This is a genomic window from Shewanella sp. cp20 (assembly GCF_000832025.1).
Taxonomy (GTDB): Bacteria; Pseudomonadota; Gammaproteobacteria; order Enterobacterales; family Shewanellaceae; genus Shewanella.
In genome coordinates, this window is the sequence record NZ_JPII01000017.1 from 96238 (window position 1) to 113754 (window position 17517).

The 17517-nt window shown below is 54.7% G+C and carries 14 protein-coding genes; 8 read left to right on the forward strand and 6 right to left on the reverse strand.

Annotation, left to right across the window (positions count from 1 at the left end; translation table 11 throughout):
• Nucleotides 1-118: 118 nt before the first annotated feature.
• The 5 genes from DB48_RS05155 to fixA all read right to left on the reverse strand — a co-directional run bounded on the left by DB48_RS05155 (nt 119) and on the right by fixA (nt 3493).
• A complete protein-coding gene (locus DB48_RS05155; RefSeq protein WP_041509237.1) occupies nt 119-406 on the reverse strand; it encodes a 4Fe-4S dicluster domain-containing protein in 288 nt (95 codons plus the stop codon).
• Nucleotides 403-1695 (reverse strand): FAD-dependent oxidoreductase FixC, encoded by a 1293-nt coding sequence (gene fixC / locus DB48_RS05160; RefSeq protein WP_041509238.1) that lies wholly within the window; start codon nt 1693-1695, stop codon nt 403-405. Before fixC ends, DB48_RS05155 begins: the two co-directional genes overlap by 4 nt.
• Nucleotides 1696-1764: 69 nt before the next feature.
• Nucleotides 1765-1995 (reverse strand): FAD-binding protein, encoded by a 231-nt coding sequence (locus DB48_RS20375; RefSeq protein WP_235375345.1) that lies wholly within the window; start codon nt 1993-1995, stop codon nt 1765-1767.
• Nucleotides 1959-2705, reverse strand: coding sequence for an electron transfer flavoprotein subunit alpha (locus tag DB48_RS05165; RefSeq protein WP_235375346.1), 747 nt, complete (start codon nt 2703-2705; stop codon nt 1959-1961). The genes DB48_RS20375 and DB48_RS05165 overlap by 37 nt, the downstream gene beginning before the upstream one ends.
• 14 nt (nt 2706-2719) lie before the next feature.
• Nucleotides 2720-3493: a putative electron transfer flavoprotein FixA gene (fixA, locus tag DB48_RS05170; protein WP_041509239.1), complete on the reverse strand. Its 774-nt coding sequence runs from the start codon at nt 3491-3493 to the stop codon at nt 2720-2722.
• 908 nt (nt 3494-4401) lie between these two features.
• Here fixA and caiT point away from each other — a divergent pair.
• The 8 genes from caiT to DB48_RS05210 all read left to right on the forward strand — a co-directional run bounded on the left by caiT (nt 4402) and on the right by DB48_RS05210 (nt 15684).
• Nucleotides 4402-5946 (forward strand): L-carnitine/gamma-butyrobetaine antiporter, encoded by a 1545-nt coding sequence (gene caiT / locus DB48_RS05175; RefSeq protein WP_052813667.1) that lies wholly within the window; start codon nt 4402-4404, stop codon nt 5944-5946.
• Nucleotides 5947-5997: 51 nt separating this feature from the next.
• Complete coding sequence (gene caiA, locus DB48_RS05180; protein WP_041509240.1) at nt 5998-7134, forward strand: crotonobetainyl-CoA dehydrogenase; 1137 nt, start codon at nt 5998-6000, stop codon at nt 7132-7134.
• A 160-nt stretch (nt 7135-7294) separates the two neighbouring features.
• A complete protein-coding gene (caiB, locus tag DB48_RS05185) occupies nt 7295-8521 on the forward strand; it encodes an L-carnitine CoA-transferase (protein ID WP_041509241.1) in 1227 nt (408 codons plus the stop codon).
• Between the two features lie 8 nt (nt 8522-8529).
• Nucleotides 8530-10086, forward strand: a complete 1557-nt coding sequence (gene caiC, locus DB48_RS05190; RefSeq protein ID WP_041509242.1) for a crotonobetaine/carnitine-CoA ligase — start codon at nt 8530-8532, stop codon at nt 10084-10086.
• A 57-nt stretch (nt 10087-10143) separates the two neighbouring features.
• Nucleotides 10144-10929 (forward strand): crotonobetainyl-CoA hydratase, encoded by a 786-nt coding sequence (gene caiD, locus DB48_RS05195; RefSeq protein ID WP_041509243.1) that lies wholly within the window; start codon nt 10144-10146, stop codon nt 10927-10929.
• A gap of 136 nt (nt 10930-11065) precedes the next feature.
• Nucleotides 11066-12028, forward strand: coding sequence for an alpha/beta hydrolase (locus tag DB48_RS05200; protein WP_041509244.1), 963 nt, complete (start codon nt 11066-11068; stop codon nt 12026-12028).
• Between the two features lie 268 nt (nt 12029-12296).
• Nucleotides 12297-13232 carry a LysR substrate-binding domain-containing protein gene (locus DB48_RS05205; RefSeq protein WP_041509245.1) on the forward strand — a complete coding sequence of 312 codons (936 nt, stop codon included), beginning with the start codon at nt 12297-12299 and terminating at the stop codon, nt 13230-13232.
• Between the two features lie 103 nt (nt 13233-13335).
• Entirely contained in the window at nt 13336-15684 is a 2349-nt protein-coding gene (locus DB48_RS05210) for a penicillin acylase family protein (RefSeq protein WP_041509246.1), read from the forward strand.
• A gap of 124 nt (nt 15685-15808) precedes the next feature.
• Here the strand turns inward: DB48_RS05210 and pfaD are convergent, their stop codons facing one another.
• The gene (pfaD, locus tag DB48_RS05215; RefSeq protein WP_041509247.1) at nt 15809-17443 is read right to left on the reverse strand and encodes an eicosapentaenoate synthase subunit PfaD; all 1635 of its coding nucleotides are present in this window, start codon (nt 17441-17443) and stop codon (nt 15809-15811) included.
• Between the last annotated feature and the right edge of the window lie 74 nt (nt 17444-17517).

A 17517-nucleotide genomic window follows, 5' to 3' on the forward strand; every position in this document is an offset into this window, starting at 1 on the left:
TTATTGATAATGCCGGGTTTAATATTCAGCTGTCTGAATAGTCGACATTCATGATGGTATTATTGGCGCGATAATAACGATTAAAGACTCTAAATATATAAATCCATTTAATATCGTGTTATCCGTAACGGTATTCGATGCCGAACGTTCCTCTCGGGTACTCCCACTTCTCTAGAATGGTCTCGCCGCAGAGAAACTTGCAGGTGCCGCACTCCAGGCAACCGGCGGAGTCGAAACGTACACTACCGTCTTGCTCCAGTTTGTAGAGACCCGCGGGGCAGGCGTTTACCAGCTTGCGATACTCCTGGATATTGGGATTGTCTTTTAAAATGATGTGCGGGTGTCCCTCATCGACATAGAACTTATTGACACCCAATTTCACGTCGACATTGACTGCTTCGGTCATATTGATGTGACTCCTTTATAACCATCTTTGATTAGGTTCATGAAACCTACCTCTTTACAGTGCTTGAGCAGGGTCTTGCGCAGCGGCTGGGCAGGGGTTCCGTCTATGATGAACATCTCGTGCATGATGTCGGCCACCATCTTTGGATACTGATTGAAGATGCGTGGCGTCTCCATGAAGGCGGGGAGCTGCTTGTACAGCTTCATGTCCTTCATAAGGAAGCTCTCTTCCAGCAGGCTCTGGTAGCTGCTCAGGCCCTGGGCCGAGAAGTCTTGCTGGGCGCGCGCCGCGAGTACTGCCTTGGCCGCAGCCTCTCCAGAGGCGATGGCGAGATCCATGCCGCGCACCGTATAGCCGACGTTGAGACAGAATCCGGCGGCATCACCCGTGATAAGCACGCCATCATCGACCAGCTTAGGCACCATGTTCAGGCCTGCTTCGGGCACCACGTGGCCTGAGTACTCCAGCAGCTTGCCGCCTTCGATGAGCGGCTTGATGAGCGAGTGATTCTTAAAGTCTTCCAGCATCTGAGGTACGCTCTTATCCGATTCACCTATGCCATGCAGGCCACAGACAATACCCAATGAGATGCTGGTGCGGTTGGTATAGATAAAGCCACCGCCCATCAGGCCGTTAGAGGGGGAGCCGGCAAACAGCCAGGCGGCACCTTCGTCATCCTGCAGGTTAAATCTGTCTTTGATCACGGCTTCAGGCAGTTCGATCAACTCCTTCACGCCAACCGCCATGGCATCGGCGCTCACCTTAGGTTTCACCATGCCTAACTGTTCGCCCAGCACTGGGTTGACCCCTTCGGCCAAGATCACTGCCTTTGCCGTGAGTTCGTCGCCATCGGCTTTGACGCCGATGACCTTGCCATCTTGGGTGAGGATCTCATCGACACGAATGCCGGTGATAAATTGTGCGCCCACCTCTTCGGCCTTGCCCATTAGCCATTGGTCAAACTCACCGCGCAGCAGGGTGTAAGACTCCTGCACCGGGCTCTGATCGCGGCCATTGTGATAGTCCAGGGTGACGCCGGTATCATCGGTCAGGAAGGTGACCTTTTCCTTGGTGACCTTGCGTTCTATGGGGGCCTCCTTGGCAAAGCCTGGGATGATCTTCTCCAGGCTATGGGCGTAGAGGCGGCCGCCCGTCATGTTTTTGCTGCCGGCGTAATTACCACGCTCGATCACCAATACATCGGCGCCTTCTTTGGCCAGGACATAGGCGGCAACACAGCCTGCGAGTCCAGCACCAACGACGATCGCATCAAATGCTTCTTCTGACATATCTAGTCACTCTTCTTCTGTTGGGGGAAAGTAGCCAAGCCAGGGGCCCGGCTACCTGCCTTGTTCAGCCTAGGCTTTCATCGCCTGGATAAGTGCTGGCAGTACCTTGTTGATGTCGCCCACCAGGCCGTAATCCACATATTGGAAGATCGGCGCATTCTTATCCTTGTTGACCGCGAGGATGGTTTGAGAGCCTAGGGCGCCCACCATGTGCTGGATCTGTCCCGAGATCCCCAGGGCAAGATAGACATCGGGTTTAAGCATCACACCCGACACGCCCACATAACGCTCGCGCTCCATCCACTTCTCTGTCTCGGCGATAGGGCGAGAGCAGCCGAGTTCGGCTGGAAGGTCGCGGCAAGCTCGCCGGCGAGTGCCAGGTTGTCCAGGCTGCCGATACCGCTACCGACGGCGATAACACGTTTGGCCTTACCTAGGTCGACGCTGTTACCTTGCTTGACGCGGCGCTCGATGCAGGTGATCGCCTGCTTAGGGGCGACGAAGGGCAAGGAAACGCCTTCACCGGTTAATGAGGTATCGGCCGCTTGTGGCTCAAAGGCGCCGCTGGCAAGGGTGACTAAGGCCACAGTAGAGGAGATTCGCTCGGTGCCGATGGCTAGGCCGCCGTACACCATGTGTTTGGCGACGACGCCATCGTCGAGTGTCACCTCGGTTGCATCGTTGATCAGGCCTGCTTCGAGCTGGACACTGAGTTTTGCCGCCAGCGCCTTGCAACGCTTGGTTGCCGGTAGCAGCATCAGTGCAGGTTTCTCGCCATCCTTGATGGCCTGGCTCATGGTTGTCGCAAAGTCTTCGATCATCTGGGTGTCGGCCTTGTTGCCTAGGTAGTAGACATGGCTGGCACCATAGGAATAGGCGGTCGCGATATCGGCTTCGCTGCCGATGATAAAGGCCGATACTTTTTCGCCCAGGGCGCGACCACCGGTGATCGTTTCGGGTAGACGTGCAGCAATATCACTAAATACCCATACATTTGACAGTTTGCTCATCGTATTCCCCTCGATTAGTTAAGTGCTTTACGTAGATGGTCGGCAAAGGCCGCGATTTGTGCCTCATCGTCACCTTCGACGATGACTTGTGCACGCTCGGCCTGTTTAGGTGCGACAACACTGATGGCGTCGACCAGTTTAGGTAGGGCTGCCAATTCAAGCGCTTCTGTGTCCAGTGTGGCAACGGGTTTTTTGGCCGCAGCCAGAATCGTCTTCATCGATGGGATCTGAGGTTCGTTGATGTCGGCAGATACCGAGACTACTGCGGGCAGGGTGATTTCCAGCACTTCGACTTCATCGTCCAATGCGCGCTCGACGGTCAGGGTGTTTTCGGTTACCGAGACAATCTTGCTGACGGCATTGATGGTGCTGACATTTAGTAGCTCACCTAATTGCATGCCAACCTGTTGGGCGAACAGATCGCCCGAGCCGTCACCACAAAGGATCAGGTCGAACTCGCATTTGCGCGCTGCACTAGCAAGCACACGTGCGGTTTGATGGGGGAGCATGGCTTCAAACTGTTCATCGATCACTAAGGTCAGATCATCCGGGCCGCGAGAGAGGATATCTTTGCGTGCCTTTGGATTGTCCAGTGCCTTGCCACCCACGCTTAACGCGGTCAGCTGGCTGCCTTCGACCATAGACTTTATCTGTACGCCGGCTTCAACGGCATTGAGATCGAATGGGTTGATCTTAGGGGCAGCCTTGCTGGTCTCTACTGAGCCGTCGCCATTGATCGATATGTCTTGTTCTTCGGGGACCAGTTTATAGCAGGTAATAATTTTCATTATATCTCCAAATTATCAGTGTTTATTTACTGTCTTATCAATAACGAGATGACATTAATATGTTGTCGACTAACCTGGCCTAGTTTATGTCAGGGTTTTCGACTCTTGATATTAATAAGTTAAACCTTGAGTCGTTACAGATAGACGATAAATAAATTGTATTTGCCATTCTGTTGATTGACTGTGTGGAAATTATAAGATCAGAAATATTTAATTCGATGTTACACACTTCACATTTATGGTTTGAATGTGTTTTTTCTGTAGGTAGAGTTTCTAACGGATATATTAGTCTGGCTAATATTGGTGTGTTTATTTAGTTTCTTTAAACTGGTTATAAGTTTGGCTAATAAAGTGATTAAGATATCCTTATAGCCTGTTTAGCCTGGCTTATTTGTCTCATTTTAGTTTTTCTAATAGTAACTTTAGAATTCGTTTTGAATGTTTTTTAATGACTTTTGTTATCACTGTTGTGTTGTTTATGTCGTTGTTTTAATTGTTTTTTTCCTGCGCATTGTCCTGGTTTTGTCTTAAGTTTAAATATGATGCAAATCACTTTTTATTCCTGCTTTGATATCGCGAGCACATGTTTTTTGTGATCGGTTCGATAGTTGTTTTTGACGCATTCATCATCTTGAGTGATGCTTTTTTAGCTGTTTTTTTTGATTTTATTTATACGTGATAACGATCACTGAACAATTAAAGTTGCCGCGTATTATTTAAATGCCTGCTAAGCCTTTAATGAGTCAGAATTAATGATGAATTTAAAGTTGTGTGGTGAATCAAAATAAAAACTGCTTATCAATTTTATGTAAAAGCGTTTATTGAACCCAGCTTGTCAATAACGCGAAGCATATTAATTAAATTGGCTTTTACCTATTGTCCTCCTATGAAGAGGGAGATCTATTAAGATGAACGAAAAAACCATGGGATTTGATCTCGCAGCGGGGAAAAAGAAGAAGGTCACGATTGAACCTAAAATCTTTTTTCCTTCTCTGATTGCCGTCATATTGCTCTCTTACCTGACCGTAAGGGATCTCGATGCGGCAAACGTAATTATCAAGGATGTATTTCATTATCTAACCCACTCTTGGGGATGGGCATTCGAGTGGTACATGATAGCCCTAGCCATAGGTTGGGGTTGGCTGGTCTGGGGACCCTATGCAAACAACCGCTTGGGTCAGGAAAAACCCGAGTTCAGCACAGGTAGTTGGATCTTCTTGATGTTTGCCTCCTGTACCTCGGCCGCAGTGCTCTACTGGGGATCGTTAGAGGCTTACTACTATCTGACTTACCCACCCTTTGAAATCGAGTCTATGTCGGTGCAAGCCAAAGAGCTTGGGGTGGCCTATAGTCTCTTCCACTGGGGTCCCTTGCCTTGGATGGGCTATGGCTTCTTTACCGTCGCCCTGGGTTACTTCCTGTTCGTGAAGAAGATGGATGTGGTTCGTCCGAGCGGTACCCTTGAGCCGGTACTGGGCAAGCATCACAAGGGGATCCTGGGTTCCTTCATCGACAACATCTATGTCGTGGCATTAATCCTGGCCATGGGCACCAGCCTAGGTTTGGCGACGCCGCTGGTGACCGAGTGTATTCAGTGGTTGTTTGGCATCGAGCGTACTATTGAGGTCGATACCTTTGTTATCTCTGTGTGGATCATCTTTAACGCCGTGTGCGTGGCATTTGGTCTGACTAAGGGGATCAAAATAGCCAGTGACCTGCGTAGCTACCTGAGCATTATCATGCTGTTCTGGGTGTTCTTAATCGGTGCAACCAGCTTTACCGTCAACTACTTCACCGAATCTGTCGGTGTGATGCTGGCTTACCTGCCGCGCATGCTGTTCTACACAAGTTCTATCAGTGCTGACAGCTGGCCACAAGATTGGACCGTTTTCTACTGGGCCTGGTGGGTAGTGTATGGCATTCAGATGTGTATCTTCCTCGCCAAGATCTCTCGCGGTCGTACCGTACGTGAGCTGTGTCTGACCATGGTATTGGGTCTAACCGCTTCTACCTGGTTCCTGTGGACCATCCTGGGCAGTAACACAGTTAACCTGATGCACGAAAGCATCATTAACATGGGCCAGCTGATCCAAGACCATGGTGCGCCACGCGCCATCATTGAGACCTGGGCTGCCTTACCCATGAGCACAATCACCATGTGGGGCTTCTTCATTCTCTGCTTCCTGGCAACTGTCACCCTGATTAACGCCTGTTCTTACACCCTCGCTATGTCGACCTGTAAGGGCGCCGACGCCGACAACGAGCCACCTGTTTGGATCCGTGTGGGTTGGTCTGTGTTGGTGGGCGTTATCGGTATCGTGCTGCTGTCGCTGGGTGGGTTGAAACCGCTGCAGACGGCCATTATTGCCGGCGGCGCACCGCTAGTGATTGTCAACATCCTGGTGATCATCTCGTTCTTAAAAGATGCACGTAAAAACAAGTGGGCTTCTTAGGCTGGAGCTTCTCCCCTAAGCAGTCGTTAACCGTAAAGATAGGAATATACGATGGACTTTAAATTAACCGACGAACAAGAGCTATTCGTTTCTGGTATTCGCGATCTGATGGCGAAGGAGAACTGGGAAAGCTATTTTGCCGAGTGTGATGAAAATAGCCAGTACCCTGAAAGGTTTGTCAAAGAGCTGGCCGAGATGGGTATCGATAGCCTGCTACTGCCTGAGGAGCACGGTGGATTCGAAGAGGGCATGGTAACCCTCACGGCAATCTGGGAAGAGCTGGGTCGCCTGGGCGCCCCGACTTATGTCCTGTATCAACTGCCAGGCATTGCGACTGTGCTGAGACACGGCAACCAAGATCAGATAGACAAGATCATGGCGCTGCGCGGAACAGGTAAGCAGATGTGGAACTCGGCCATTACCGAGCCAAGCGCGGGTTCAGATGTGGGCAGCCTGCTGACCACCTACAAGCGCCGTAACGGCAAGGTTTACCTGACGGGTAGCAAGTGCTTCATCACCAGCGCCGCCGGTATCCCTTACGTGGTGGTGATGGCTAAAGATGCTGACAGCGAAACACCTGTGTTCACCGAATGGTTTGTCGACATGACCAAGCCTGGCATCAAGCTAAGCAAGCTCCCTAAGCTGGGCCTCAAGATGGACAGCTGCTGTGAGCTGCAGTTTGACGAGGTCGAGCTGGAAGAATCAGACATGTTCGGTATCGAGGGCAACGGCTTCCTGCGTGTGAAGGAAGAGTTCGACTCGGAGCGTTTCCTGGTGGCATTGACCAACTATGGCGCGGCCTACTGCGCCTTCGAAGATGCGGCCAAATACGCCAACCAGCGCGTACAGTTTGGTGAGACTATCGGTCGCTTCCAGCTGATCCAGGACAAGTTTGCCCATATGGCGATCAAGCTGAACAGCATGAAGAACATGGTCTATGAAGCGGCGTGGAAGTGCGACCAAGGCACTATGACATCGGGTGACTCTGCCATGTGTAAATACTTCTGTGCCAATGCCGGCTTCGAGGTGATCGACTCCGCCATGCAGGTATTAGGTGGCTACGCTATCGCCGGCGAACACCGCATCGGCCGTATGTGGCGCGACATCCGTGTCGACCGCGTCTCCGGTGGTTCGGATGAGATGCAGATCCTCACCCTGGGCCGTGCCGTGTTAAAGCAATATCGCTAAACGGGGAGGGCAGCGACGCGGCTCCCAGCGTCGCTGGCCAAGGATGGCGGTGTGATGGCCGCCATCTCCTCACAATCTCATTAACCTTGAAAATTCGCTACCGCATTGATGCCTGCGTATCAGTGCCGGGGACGGGTTTGTGTGAAAAAGGATGCTAGATATGTCGAAAAAGTTATTTACCCCGCAATTTGGTCCCCTGTCGGGCCTGCGTGTGGTGTTCTCAGGGATTGAAATTGCCGGCCCATTCGCGGCGCAGATGTTAGCCGAGTGGGGCGCCGAGGTGATCTGGATTGAAAACGTCGCCTACACAGATACCATTCGCGTGCAGCCTCACTATCCAGAGCTGTCGCGTCGTAACCTACACGCCTTGTCGCTCAATATCTTTAAGGATGAAGGCCGCGATGCCTTCCTTAAGTTGATGGAGACCACAGACATCTTCATCGAGGCCAGTAAGGGCCCAGCCTTTGCCCGTCGCGGCATCACAGATGAGGTGTTATGGCAACACAACCCTAAGCTGGTGGTCGCTCACCTTTCAGGCTTCGGCCAGTACGGCACCGAGGAGTACACCAACCTTGCGGCCTACAACACCATTGCCCAGGCCTTCAGTGGTTATCTGATCCAAAACGGCGACAAAGACCAGCCTATGCCGGCCTTCCCTTATACCGCCGATTACTTTTCGGGGATGACGGTCACCACGGCGGCCTTGGCGGCCCTGCATAAGGTGCGTGAGACGGGGATCGGCGAGAGTATCGATGTGGCCATGTATGAGGTGATGCTGCGCATGGGGCAGTATTTCATGATGGACTACTTCAACGGCGGCGAAGTCTGCCCACGCATGACCAAAGGTAAAGATCCTTACTATGCCGGTTGCGGCCTCTACAAGTGTGCCGATGGTTACATCGTCATGGAGCTGGTGGGTGCCATGCAGATTGAAGAGATGTTTAAGGACATGGGCATTAGCCACCTGTGGGCAACGCCCGAGATCCCAGAGGGCACTCAGCTTATCCATAGGGTGGAATGCCCATTTGGCGACGAAGTCGAGACCAGCCTGGACAACTACCTCAACGGCAAGACCATCGAAGCCGTGTTGGCACGCTTTGCCGAGCTGAAGATTGCCTGTGCCAAGGTGCTGACCATCCCTGAGTTGGAAGGAAATCCTCAGTACCAGGCGCGTGAGTCCATCACCGAGTGGACCAACATCGACGGCAAGGCCTACAAGGGCCCTAACGTGATGCCTAAGTTCAAGAACAACCCAGGCAAGATCTGGCGCGGCATGCCTAAGCACGGCATGGATACCGAGGCGATTTTGAGCGATATCGGTTATTCGGCAGAAGAGATCGCGGCGCTGAGCGCCAAGGGTCTTGCCAAGGTGTTTGAAGGTAAGTGAGGCAAGTGATGGATATCGTGGGCAGCAGAACATTAAGGTGCATGTGGCAGGAGCGTGCTCAGCAGTACAGTGATAACACGGCATTGATATATGAAGATACTGCCGGCGATATCCGCACCTTTACCTATCAATCCCTGGACGCCCAGATTAACCGGGCGGCCAACCTCTTCCTCAAACAGGGAATAGCCAAGGGCGACAAGGTGGCGGTGCAGCTGTACAACAGCCCGGAGTTTATCTTCTGCTGGTTTGGTCTGGCCAAGATAGGCGCGGTGATCGTGCCTATCAACACCCAATATGTGCAGGGTGAGTGCAGCTACATACTGACCAAGTGTGACGTCACCGCCCTGGTGACAGAGCCAAGCTTTCTGCCTATCTATGAGGCGTTGGCGGCTAAGGGTCAAAGGCTCGAGCGGGTCTTTGTCGCCCGCGCTGCGGGAGAGCAGTTTGTGGGGCGGGTGAATTTCGATGATCAGTTGGCGCTGCAGGCGCCGACTCTCGACCTGCATGTGCCGCTCGAAAGCGAAGACCCCGCGGAGATCCTCTTTACCTCGGGGACGACCTCTCTGCCCAAGGGAGTGGTGCTCACCCACTGCAACCTGCAATTTGCCGGGCACTATACCGCCTGGCAGACCCGCCTGACGGCCAAGGACAGGTATCTCTCCATGATGCCCAATTTTCACATCGATTTTCAGTGCAATGCGGCCATGGCGGTGTTTACCGTCGGTGCTTGCCTGGTGATGTTGGAGAAATACAGCGCCCGCCGTTTCTGGAAGCAGATCTGCGACTACCGTGCCACCATCACCCACAGCATGCCTATGATACTGCGTACCCTGATGCTGCAACCCGTGGCCGAGGGGGAAGACCAGCATTGTCTGCGGGATATGTTGTTTTTCATGCATATCTCAGATCAGGAGAAGCTGGATTTCGAGATGCGCTTCAAGGTGACCCTGTTTAATTCCTACGGCATGACAGAGACCCTGGTGGGCTTGATTGGCGACACGCCAGGTGAGCCTCGTCATTGGCCGTCAATAGGACGTCCGGGGCTGGGATATGAAGCCAAGGTCACCGATGAGGCTGGGCGGGAGGTGGCCCCTAATCAGGTGGGTGATCTCTGGGTGAAAGGGGTGCCGGGCAGAAGCCTGTTTAAGGAGTATTACCAGGACTCACAGGCGACCCGGGCGGCGCTAGGTGACGATGGTTGGCTGCTCACCGGCGACAAGGCCTATGTGGATGAGCGAGGCCTGTTCTACTTCGTCGATCGCAAGAGCAACATGATCAAGCGTTCGGGCGAGAACATCTCCAGCACAGAGGTGGAGAACGTGCTGATGTCACACCCCGCCATTCAGGACGCCGCGGTCATCGGCATAGCCGATCCGATTCGAGATCAGGCCGTCAAGGCGTTTGTCATCTTCGCCCCGGGCCAGTCACTCACCCAGAAGGAGATCTTGGCGTTTTGTAGCGCCAACATGGCCAAGTTTAAGGTGCCCAGTGTGGTGGAGATCCGCAAGAGCTTTCCCCGCACCTGCACCTGCAAAGTCGATAAGAAGTTGCTCGAGAGCCGTTGAGGCCCCGAGCCGTACAAATTTTCCGTTATCACGCGATAACTTCAATGGAGTAGTAACATGAGCGAATCATTACACGTGACCCGTAATGGCAGCATCTTAGAGATCGTTTTAGACCGACCTAAGGCCAATGCCATCGATGCAAAAACCAGTTACGAGATGGGAGAAGTCTTCCTGGCATTTCGTGACGATCCCGAGCTTAGAGTCGCCATCATTACCGGTGCCGGCGCGCGTTTCTTCTCTGCTGGCTGGGATCTCAAGGCGGCGGCAGAAGGCGAGGCACCAGACGCCGACTTCGGTCCAGGCGGCTTTGCTGGTTTGACCGAGCTGTTTGATCTCGACAAGCCGGTGATCGCCGCGGTCAATGGCTATGCCTTCGGTGGCGGTTTCGAGTTGGCCCTGGCGGCGGATCTGATTGTGTGCGCCGACAATGCAAGCTTTGCCCTGCCTGAGGCCAAGCTAGGCATAGTGCCTGACAGCGGCGGCATGCTGCGCCTGCCTAAGTTGCTGCCTGCCCCTATCGTCAACGAGTTGATGATGACGGGCCGTACCATGGACGCCCAGGAGGCATTGCGCTGGGGTGTGGTCAACCGTGTGGTTGAACAAGAAGCACTGATGGAGACGGCTCGTGAGTTGGCAAACGAGATCAGTCAGAGCGCACCACTTGCCCTGGCGGCCATCAAGGAGATCTATCGTGAGACCGGCGAGCTGTCTGTCGAGCAAGGCTATGCCCATATCCGTGGCGGACAGCTGAAGCACTATCCAAGCGTGCTGCACTCTGAAGATGCGCTGGAAGGTCCGGCGGCCTTTGCCGAGAAACGCGATCCTGTGTGGCAGGGTAAGTAAGCCTGCGCGTTAAATCTGGGATGGATGTCGCCTTTAAGGGGACACCATCCCTGTATCGTTATCGGCAAGATTAGACTAAGCACTCGCCGTTGATTGGCGACTTTGCGTTAAGCAGTTTGAGTTGAAGGAGTTAGCCATGCCACTCGATCCCGAGGTTGCGCAATTTTTACAAGAGGTTAAAGACTCAGGGGCGCCAGCCTACGAGACGATGACGCCCGCCCAGGCCAGACGTCAGGAGCTGATGGACCTAGCTATCGCCAATGCCGGTAAAACGCCGGAGGCGGTGGGTGAGGTGATCCACAGCTTTATTCCCGGCCCGACGGCGGATCTGCCCGTGCGTATATATCGCCCCTTGGGCGTCGAGGCGCCCGAAGCCGGCGCGCCTGCCTTAATCTTCATCCACGGCAGTGGCTGGGTGGTGTCTAACATAGAGACCAATGATCACTTTAGCCGCGCCCTGGCCAATCGCACCGGCGCCGTGGTGATCGCGGTTAATTATCAAAAGGCCCCCGAGCACAAGTTTCCGATCCCGATGGACGACTGCTACAGTGCGACCCTTTGGGTGTTTGAGCAGGCCAAGGCCTTGGGGCTGGATCCTAAGCGTATCGGCATCATGGGCGACAGCGCCGGTGGCAATCTGGCCGCCGCGGTGACCCTGCGTCTGCGCGACGAGATGGGGCCATCGCTGGCCTGTCAGGTGTTAGTCTATCCTGCGGTGCAGTATGGGTGGTCGACACAATCGGCCAAGACTCATGGCACCGGCTACCTGCTGCAGCAAGAGAGCATGAAATACTACTGGCACCACTACATTCGTAGCGCCGCCGATGGTAAGCATCCTTATTGTTCCCCCTTAGATGCCGCCAGCCACAGCTGTCTGCCACCGGCACTCATCTATACCGCAGAGTATGACCCCCTGTGTGATGATGGCTTTAACTATGCCCAAAAGTTAAGACTGGCCGGGGTGCCCGTGACCTACAAGATGTATGAGGGAACCATCCACGGTTTTATCAAGATGTTACAGCGCTTCACCCAGGCGCAATTATTTCTCGATGAGCTGAGCGAGGCGGTCAGGCCCCTGCTTGCGCCTCAGGGGGAGTAACAGGCTCCTTCGTTTAGGGCGTTAGTCGTGGCTATCGCCCGCATCTGATCAGCGATTGCGCCGCAGGATCTGCTGCGCAAACTTACTCAGACACAGCTTTGTGGTCGATATCACTATTCAACGATTGTTAATTGGTGATCTTAGTCTGATTACTGCAATTAAGCAGTAATTTAACCTGTTGTTAACTTGGATATTGTGCGCGGCGTTACATCTTTTCTCAGGATCCCTTGTTAGCATTTTGATTCGGTTTCCGCTTTGCTAAAGAGTCATGAATAATAATATTCCGCTAAGAGCGCTGCAGATATTTGAGGCGTGCGCCAGATTAGAAAGTTGTTCCCTCGCGGCGAACGAGTTGTGCATTACCCAGAGTGCGGTATCACAGCAGATAAAGCAGCTGGAAGACTACTTCTTAGAGAAGTTATTTTATAGGCAAAGCGGCAAGATCAATCTCACCGAGGCGGGAATAGAACTCAGAGAGCGCCTGGCGCCAGTGTTCTACGATCTCAATAGCGTCTGCTCGAGCCTAGTACAGAACATGACGGGCGAGGTCAGGGTGCACTCCTACACCTCGCTGGCGGCCAGATGGCTGGTGCCTAAGATGGAGCAGCTTAGGCAGATCTACCCCGAACTCAACATCAATGTCGGCATGTTTCAAAACGATATCGAAATGAGCGATATGATTGCCGACATCTTCATCGTGACGCGGGAATTTCAGGATGGTTATACCATCATTCCCCTAGTGACCGAGAAGCTGGTGGCCTTCTGTAGTCCGCAATATTACGCTCAGTCGAACGGCATAAGCGTCGATACCCTAGATCAACACTGCCTGCTCTATTCGAAACACAAGGATTATGGTGTCGACTGGGATACCTGGTTTAGAAACAATGAGCTAGCCATCAGTCCCAATCAGCGAAAGATCATCTTCAATCACAACATGTTGGCGGTGCAGGCCGCCATCTATGGTCAGGGGATCGTTTTGGGGCTGGAGCAGACCCTCAAGGTTGAGCTGGATTCGGGCAACCTGGTGAAACTGGATCTGCCGACCTGTCTCTCGGGCCTGACCTACTATATCGCCTATAAGACATCGAAGAAGCGCGACGCCCGCATCATGCGTATCGTCGATTGGATCATCGACAACTATCCAGGAGATCATCCAGGCGTTCATCCAGGCGTTCATCCGGGCGAGCGCATCCTGGCGTGTTAACGGCCCTATCCTTGAGGCCTGTAAAACAATATCTTTTGGGTGCTTAACAAGTAAGCAACTTTTGTTATGATGAGTTTCCATTGACTTATCACTTGCTTATCTCATGTTAAGACACCTGAAATTGCTAATGCTCCTCCTCTTGTCACTGCTGTTTTTGCTGGTGGTCGGCGTCTATGTCGGCCTCAATCTCAGCCTGCCCAAGCTCTCTGGCGAGGTGAGCACAAATCAAATCTCGGCCAAGACCCAGATAGGGCGCGATCGCCTCGGCACTGCGGTGATCCATGCCGAGAATCGCCAGGATGCGGCCTTCGCCTTAGGCTTTGCCCATGGCCAGGACAGGTTCTTTCAGATGGATCTACTCAGGCGCAACTCGGCCGGCGAGTTGGCCGAGCTGTTCGGTAAGCCTGCGGTAAAACTCGATGAGTCGCGCCGCTTTCATCAGCTGCGCAAACGCGCCGAGCAGATCTATCGTCATCTGCCCACGGCCCAGCAGCAGTTGTTGCAGCGCTACGCCGACGGCGTCAATAAGGCGCTGGCCGAGCAGTCGCTGCCATCGTTCGAATACCTGCTGACGCGCGCCGAGCGTCAGCCCTGGCGACCCGCCGACAGCCTGCTGGTGATCTACACTATGTATCTGGATCTACAAGGCAATACCCTTAAGCGGGATCTGACCCTGGAGCAGATAGAGCGGCGTTTTGGCCCCCAGATGCGCGCCTTCATCACCCAGGCCTCAAATTATCAGGCGGCGCTGGATAACAGCCTGTTTCCCTCCGATCCGCCGGAAATCCCCAAACTAAATCTAAGCTCAAATCTAAGTCTAACTCTAAGTCTAAGTCATAGCGATACCCTGGCTCGGCGCCTCGCTGTCAGCATAGAGGAGCCCCGAGAGGTGGGCAGCAACAACTGGGCGGTCACCGGACAGATGACCCGCACCGGCAGCGCCATGCTGTCGGATGATATGCACCTCTCCTTCGCCGTCCCCATCATCTGGTATCGAGCCCAGCTTAACTATCCCGACGCCAAGGGCGAGGCGGTACAGGTGACAGGCGTGTCCCTGCCCGGCGCTCCGGCTATCGTGGTCGGTAGCAACGGCAAGCTGGCCTGGGGATTCACCAACGCCTATATCGACACCGCCGACTGGGTGGCGCTTAGCGACGACGAGCCGCTGACCATAGAGCATGAGACCATCAAGTTGCCAAAGGGAGAGCAGGACTACCCGCTGACCCTGTCGCGCTTCGGCCCAGTGCGTCAGCTTGACGGCCAGGCCTATGCACTGTCCTGGGTGGCCCATCGGGACTATGCGGTCAACATGGAGCTGATGGCACTCGAGCAGATGAGCAGCGCTGCTGAGGCGATGGCCAAGGCGAGTGGCTTTGGTATCCCGGTGCAGAATCTGATGCTGGCGGATGACAAGGGCCATGCGGCCTGGCAGCTGGCCGGCGCCGTCCCCGCCAGAAAACAGGTGAGCGATATCGCCCTGAGTGGCGAGCAGCTTGAATGGGGAAAATGGCAGCAGCGTGAGGCGGGTTTGCCCTCGCGTCAGGACCCACCGGGCGGTCGCTTGTGGAGCGCCAATGCCAGGGTAATGTCGACTCAGGATGCGCAGCGTTATGGTGATGGCGGCTATGCCCTGGGAGCCAGGAGCGCGCAGATAAGAGACAGGCTGCTGGAACAGGAGCTGTTTGATGAGAGCGACTTCTATCGTATTCAGCTCGATAACCAGGCGCGCTTCTATCGTCCCTGGCACGCCTATCTGCTTGCGGCCTTGATGAAGGAGCCCAAGCGCTTTGCCAAGGATATAGTGCAGCTCAGAGACTGGCAGGAATGTGCCTGCGCCGAATCGGTGGGCTTCACCCTGGTGAAGGCGTTTCGCACTCAACTGCTGGATAGCACCTTCGCGCCCATCGAAACCGAGCTGGCCAAGTCGCAGCTGAGCCTGTCGGTACTCAAGCGATATCTGGAGCCCGCCATCTGGCAACTGCTTAAGCAGCAACCCACAGATTGGCTACCCCAGGAGCTTACTGGCTGGGATGCGCTGGTGATCGCCAGCTATGTGAAGGCCCGCGACGAGCTACTTAAAAAATACAGTGATGATGGCGAGCTCAGCGAGCTCAACTGGGGGAAGGTGAATACCCTGGCGATACAGCATCCCTTTAGTCGTCAGATTCCGCTGCTGAGTCGCTGGCTGGATATGCCTAAGGTGGCGGGTTTTGGCGATACCTTTATGCCTGCGGTGCAGCGACCCAGCTTTGGCGCTTCGCAGCGTTTCATCGTGCAGCCTGGCTATGAGGAGCGGGCGATCATGGCGATTCCTGGCGGTCAGTCGGGTCATCCTCTGTCTAAATATTACCGCGCCGGATTTGGCGAATATGCCCGCGGCGCACCGACCCCACTGCTACCCGGCGAGATAGAGGCCAGACTGACCTTAGTGCCGGAGCAGATGCCGCATTAGCCGCAGGATAGAGGCTGTAAAAATAAGTCGCCGCAAAATATGTCGGCGCAGGAATAAGTCGTTGTGAGATAAGCAAAAGCCACCCTAGGGTGGCTTTTGTTTTTGCCAGTTAATGCCGCTGAGTCTAGATCATTGGCGCCTGGGGTTTGTAGCGTAGCAGCTCGGCTGGCAGCTTGACGCCCTGGGCATTGATGGCGTTAACCCTGGCCAGATAGGCGGCGCCATACATCAGGTGTTTGGCCAAGTCGACCGCGTGACGCTTGCTGTAGTCGTCCAGGTAGCTGCCCTTGGCCCACTGGTTGAAGGCGCCCAGCGCGGGACCTGCCCAGATCTGATAGTCCATCTCACGGCCCGGCTCGCCGGTGTTTGACCAACGGCTCGACAGCCCTAGATACCAGCGGAAGATCAGTGCCATCTTGCGCTTGGGATTGCCCTCGGCGCGCTCAATCTGCTTGGGATCGCGCTCGTTAAAGTGGGCGACCGTGCCGGCCCAGATCTCATCCAGGCTGGCGCGAAACACCTGCTTCTCTAGCTTGTCGCGCTCATCTACCGGGATCGCTTCAATCGAGTCGTAGCGGCTGTAGATCTCATACAGCTTGTTGGCGCGCATCGGGAACAGGGTGCCGCGTTTGACCACCTGCAGCTTGACGCCCATCTCAAACATATCCGCGGCCGGTGCCATGGTGACATCTGCCATCTCGGTGGTGGCCAGCAGTTTGCGGGTGTGTTCGCTGGCACCCGCCTCGACGCAGGCCTGGTTGATGGAGCCTGTCACTATGTAGGCGGCGCCCATGTTGAAGGCCGCCAGGGCCGCATCCGGGGTGCCTACACCGCCACCGCAACCAACCCGCAGGGGCGTGGCGTATTGGTACTTGGCCTGGATCTCCTCTTTGAGCGCCAGGATAGTGGGCAGCAGGGTGACCAGAGGACGGTTATCCGTGTGGCCGCCCGAGTCTGCCTCGGCAGTGATGTCGTCGGCCATAGGTACCAGCTGTGCCATGGCCATCTGATCATGGGTGATCAGGCCTTCGTCGACCAGTTTTTGCAGCATCTTGGCAGGCGCTGGCTGCATGAATTTCTCGGCCACCTCGGTGCGGCTCACCTTGGCGATCACCTTGTTGCTGATGACGATGTGGCCGTTGGCGTCGCGGCTCAGGCCAGCGGCGCGGTAGTATACGATCTGCGGCGTGAGCCCGAGAAAGGCCGAGGCCTCGACGGTGCGTACCTTATGCTTGAGGAACAGCTCGACGCTGCCACGCTCCAGTGCAGGCTCGCTCGGGCTGTGGATCAGGTTGAACATATAGGGGCCGTTTGGCAGCGCGGCTTGGATCCGCGCGATGGCCTGTTCTACCCGGCTAGGGATAAGCCCTGCTGCGCCGAAGGAGCAGAGGATCCCCGCCTTACCCAGGGCGATCACCAGTTCTTCCGATGAGATGCCGTTGGCCATGGCGCCGGCATAGTAGGCGTATTTGACGCCGTGTACCCGGCGAAAGTTACTGTCGCCCAGGCTCTCTGTACCCAGGGCTGGGGTGAAGGCGCTCACCGGGTGGCCTGTGGCCTGTGCCCTGGTGTCATGATTGGTCATCAGGCTCGCCTCGGTGGCGATGCCCACGCCCAGATCGCTGTCGTTGACCAGGTAGCAGGCGCGGCTGAAATCCTTCAGCTGGGCGGCCATGGTGGCGGTGTCGAAGCTTACCTTGCTGTCGCTCACCTGCCAGGGCCAGGGAGAGAGCTGCTCGTTTGCAGTAGTCGGATTCATCTAATAAAAGACCTTTTTCGTCTTGGGTCGATGGCGGCGCCATGCACCTTTGATCTGGCATGGTGCGCTCGCAT

What these genes read in the sequence shown, in the direction of transcription:
- DB48_RS05210 (WP_041509246.1), top strand. Translation starts at nt 13,336, where the DNA reads ATGTTAAGACACCTGAAATTGCTAATGCTCCTCCTCTTGTCACTGCTG.
- caiC (WP_041509242.1), top strand. Translation starts at nt 8,530, where the DNA reads ATGGATATCGTGGGCAGCAGAACATTAAGGTGCATGTGGCAGGAGCGT.
- fixC (WP_041509238.1), bottom strand. Translation starts at nt 1,695, where the DNA reads ATGTCAGAAGAAGCATTTGATGCGATCGTCGTTGGTGCTGGACTCGCA.
- caiA (WP_041509240.1), top strand. Translation starts at nt 5,998, where the DNA reads ATGGACTTTAAATTAACCGACGAACAAGAGCTATTCGTTTCTGGTATT.
- DB48_RS05155 (WP_041509237.1), bottom strand. Translation starts at nt 406, where the DNA reads ATGACCGAAGCAGTCAATGTCGACGTGAAATTGGGTGTCAATAAGTTC.
- caiT (WP_052813667.1), top strand. Translation starts at nt 4,402, where the DNA reads ATGAACGAAAAAACCATGGGATTTGATCTCGCAGCGGGGAAAAAGAAG.
- DB48_RS05165 (WP_235375346.1), bottom strand. Translation starts at nt 2,705, where the DNA reads ATGAGCAAACTGTCAAATGTATGGGTATTTAGTGATATTGCTGCACGT.
- pfaD (WP_041509247.1), bottom strand. Translation starts at nt 17,443, where the DNA reads ATGAATCCGACTACTGCAAACGAGCAGCTCTCTCCCTGGCCCTGGCAG.
- fixA (WP_041509239.1), bottom strand. Translation starts at nt 3,493, where the DNA reads ATGAAAATTATTACCTGCTATAAACTGGTCCCCGAAGAACAAGACATA.
- DB48_RS05200 (WP_041509244.1), top strand. Translation starts at nt 11,066, where the DNA reads ATGCCACTCGATCCCGAGGTTGCGCAATTTTTACAAGAGGTTAAAGAC.
- DB48_RS05205 (WP_041509245.1), top strand. Translation starts at nt 12,297, where the DNA reads ATGAATAATAATATTCCGCTAAGAGCGCTGCAGATATTTGAGGCGTGC.
- caiB (WP_041509241.1), top strand. Translation starts at nt 7,295, where the DNA reads ATGTCGAAAAAGTTATTTACCCCGCAATTTGGTCCCCTGTCGGGCCTG.
- DB48_RS20375 (WP_235375345.1), bottom strand. Translation starts at nt 1,995, where the DNA reads ATGGAGCGCGAGCGTTATGTGGGCGTGTCGGGTGTGATGCTTAAACCC.
- caiD (WP_041509243.1), top strand. Translation starts at nt 10,144, where the DNA reads ATGAGCGAATCATTACACGTGACCCGTAATGGCAGCATCTTAGAGATC.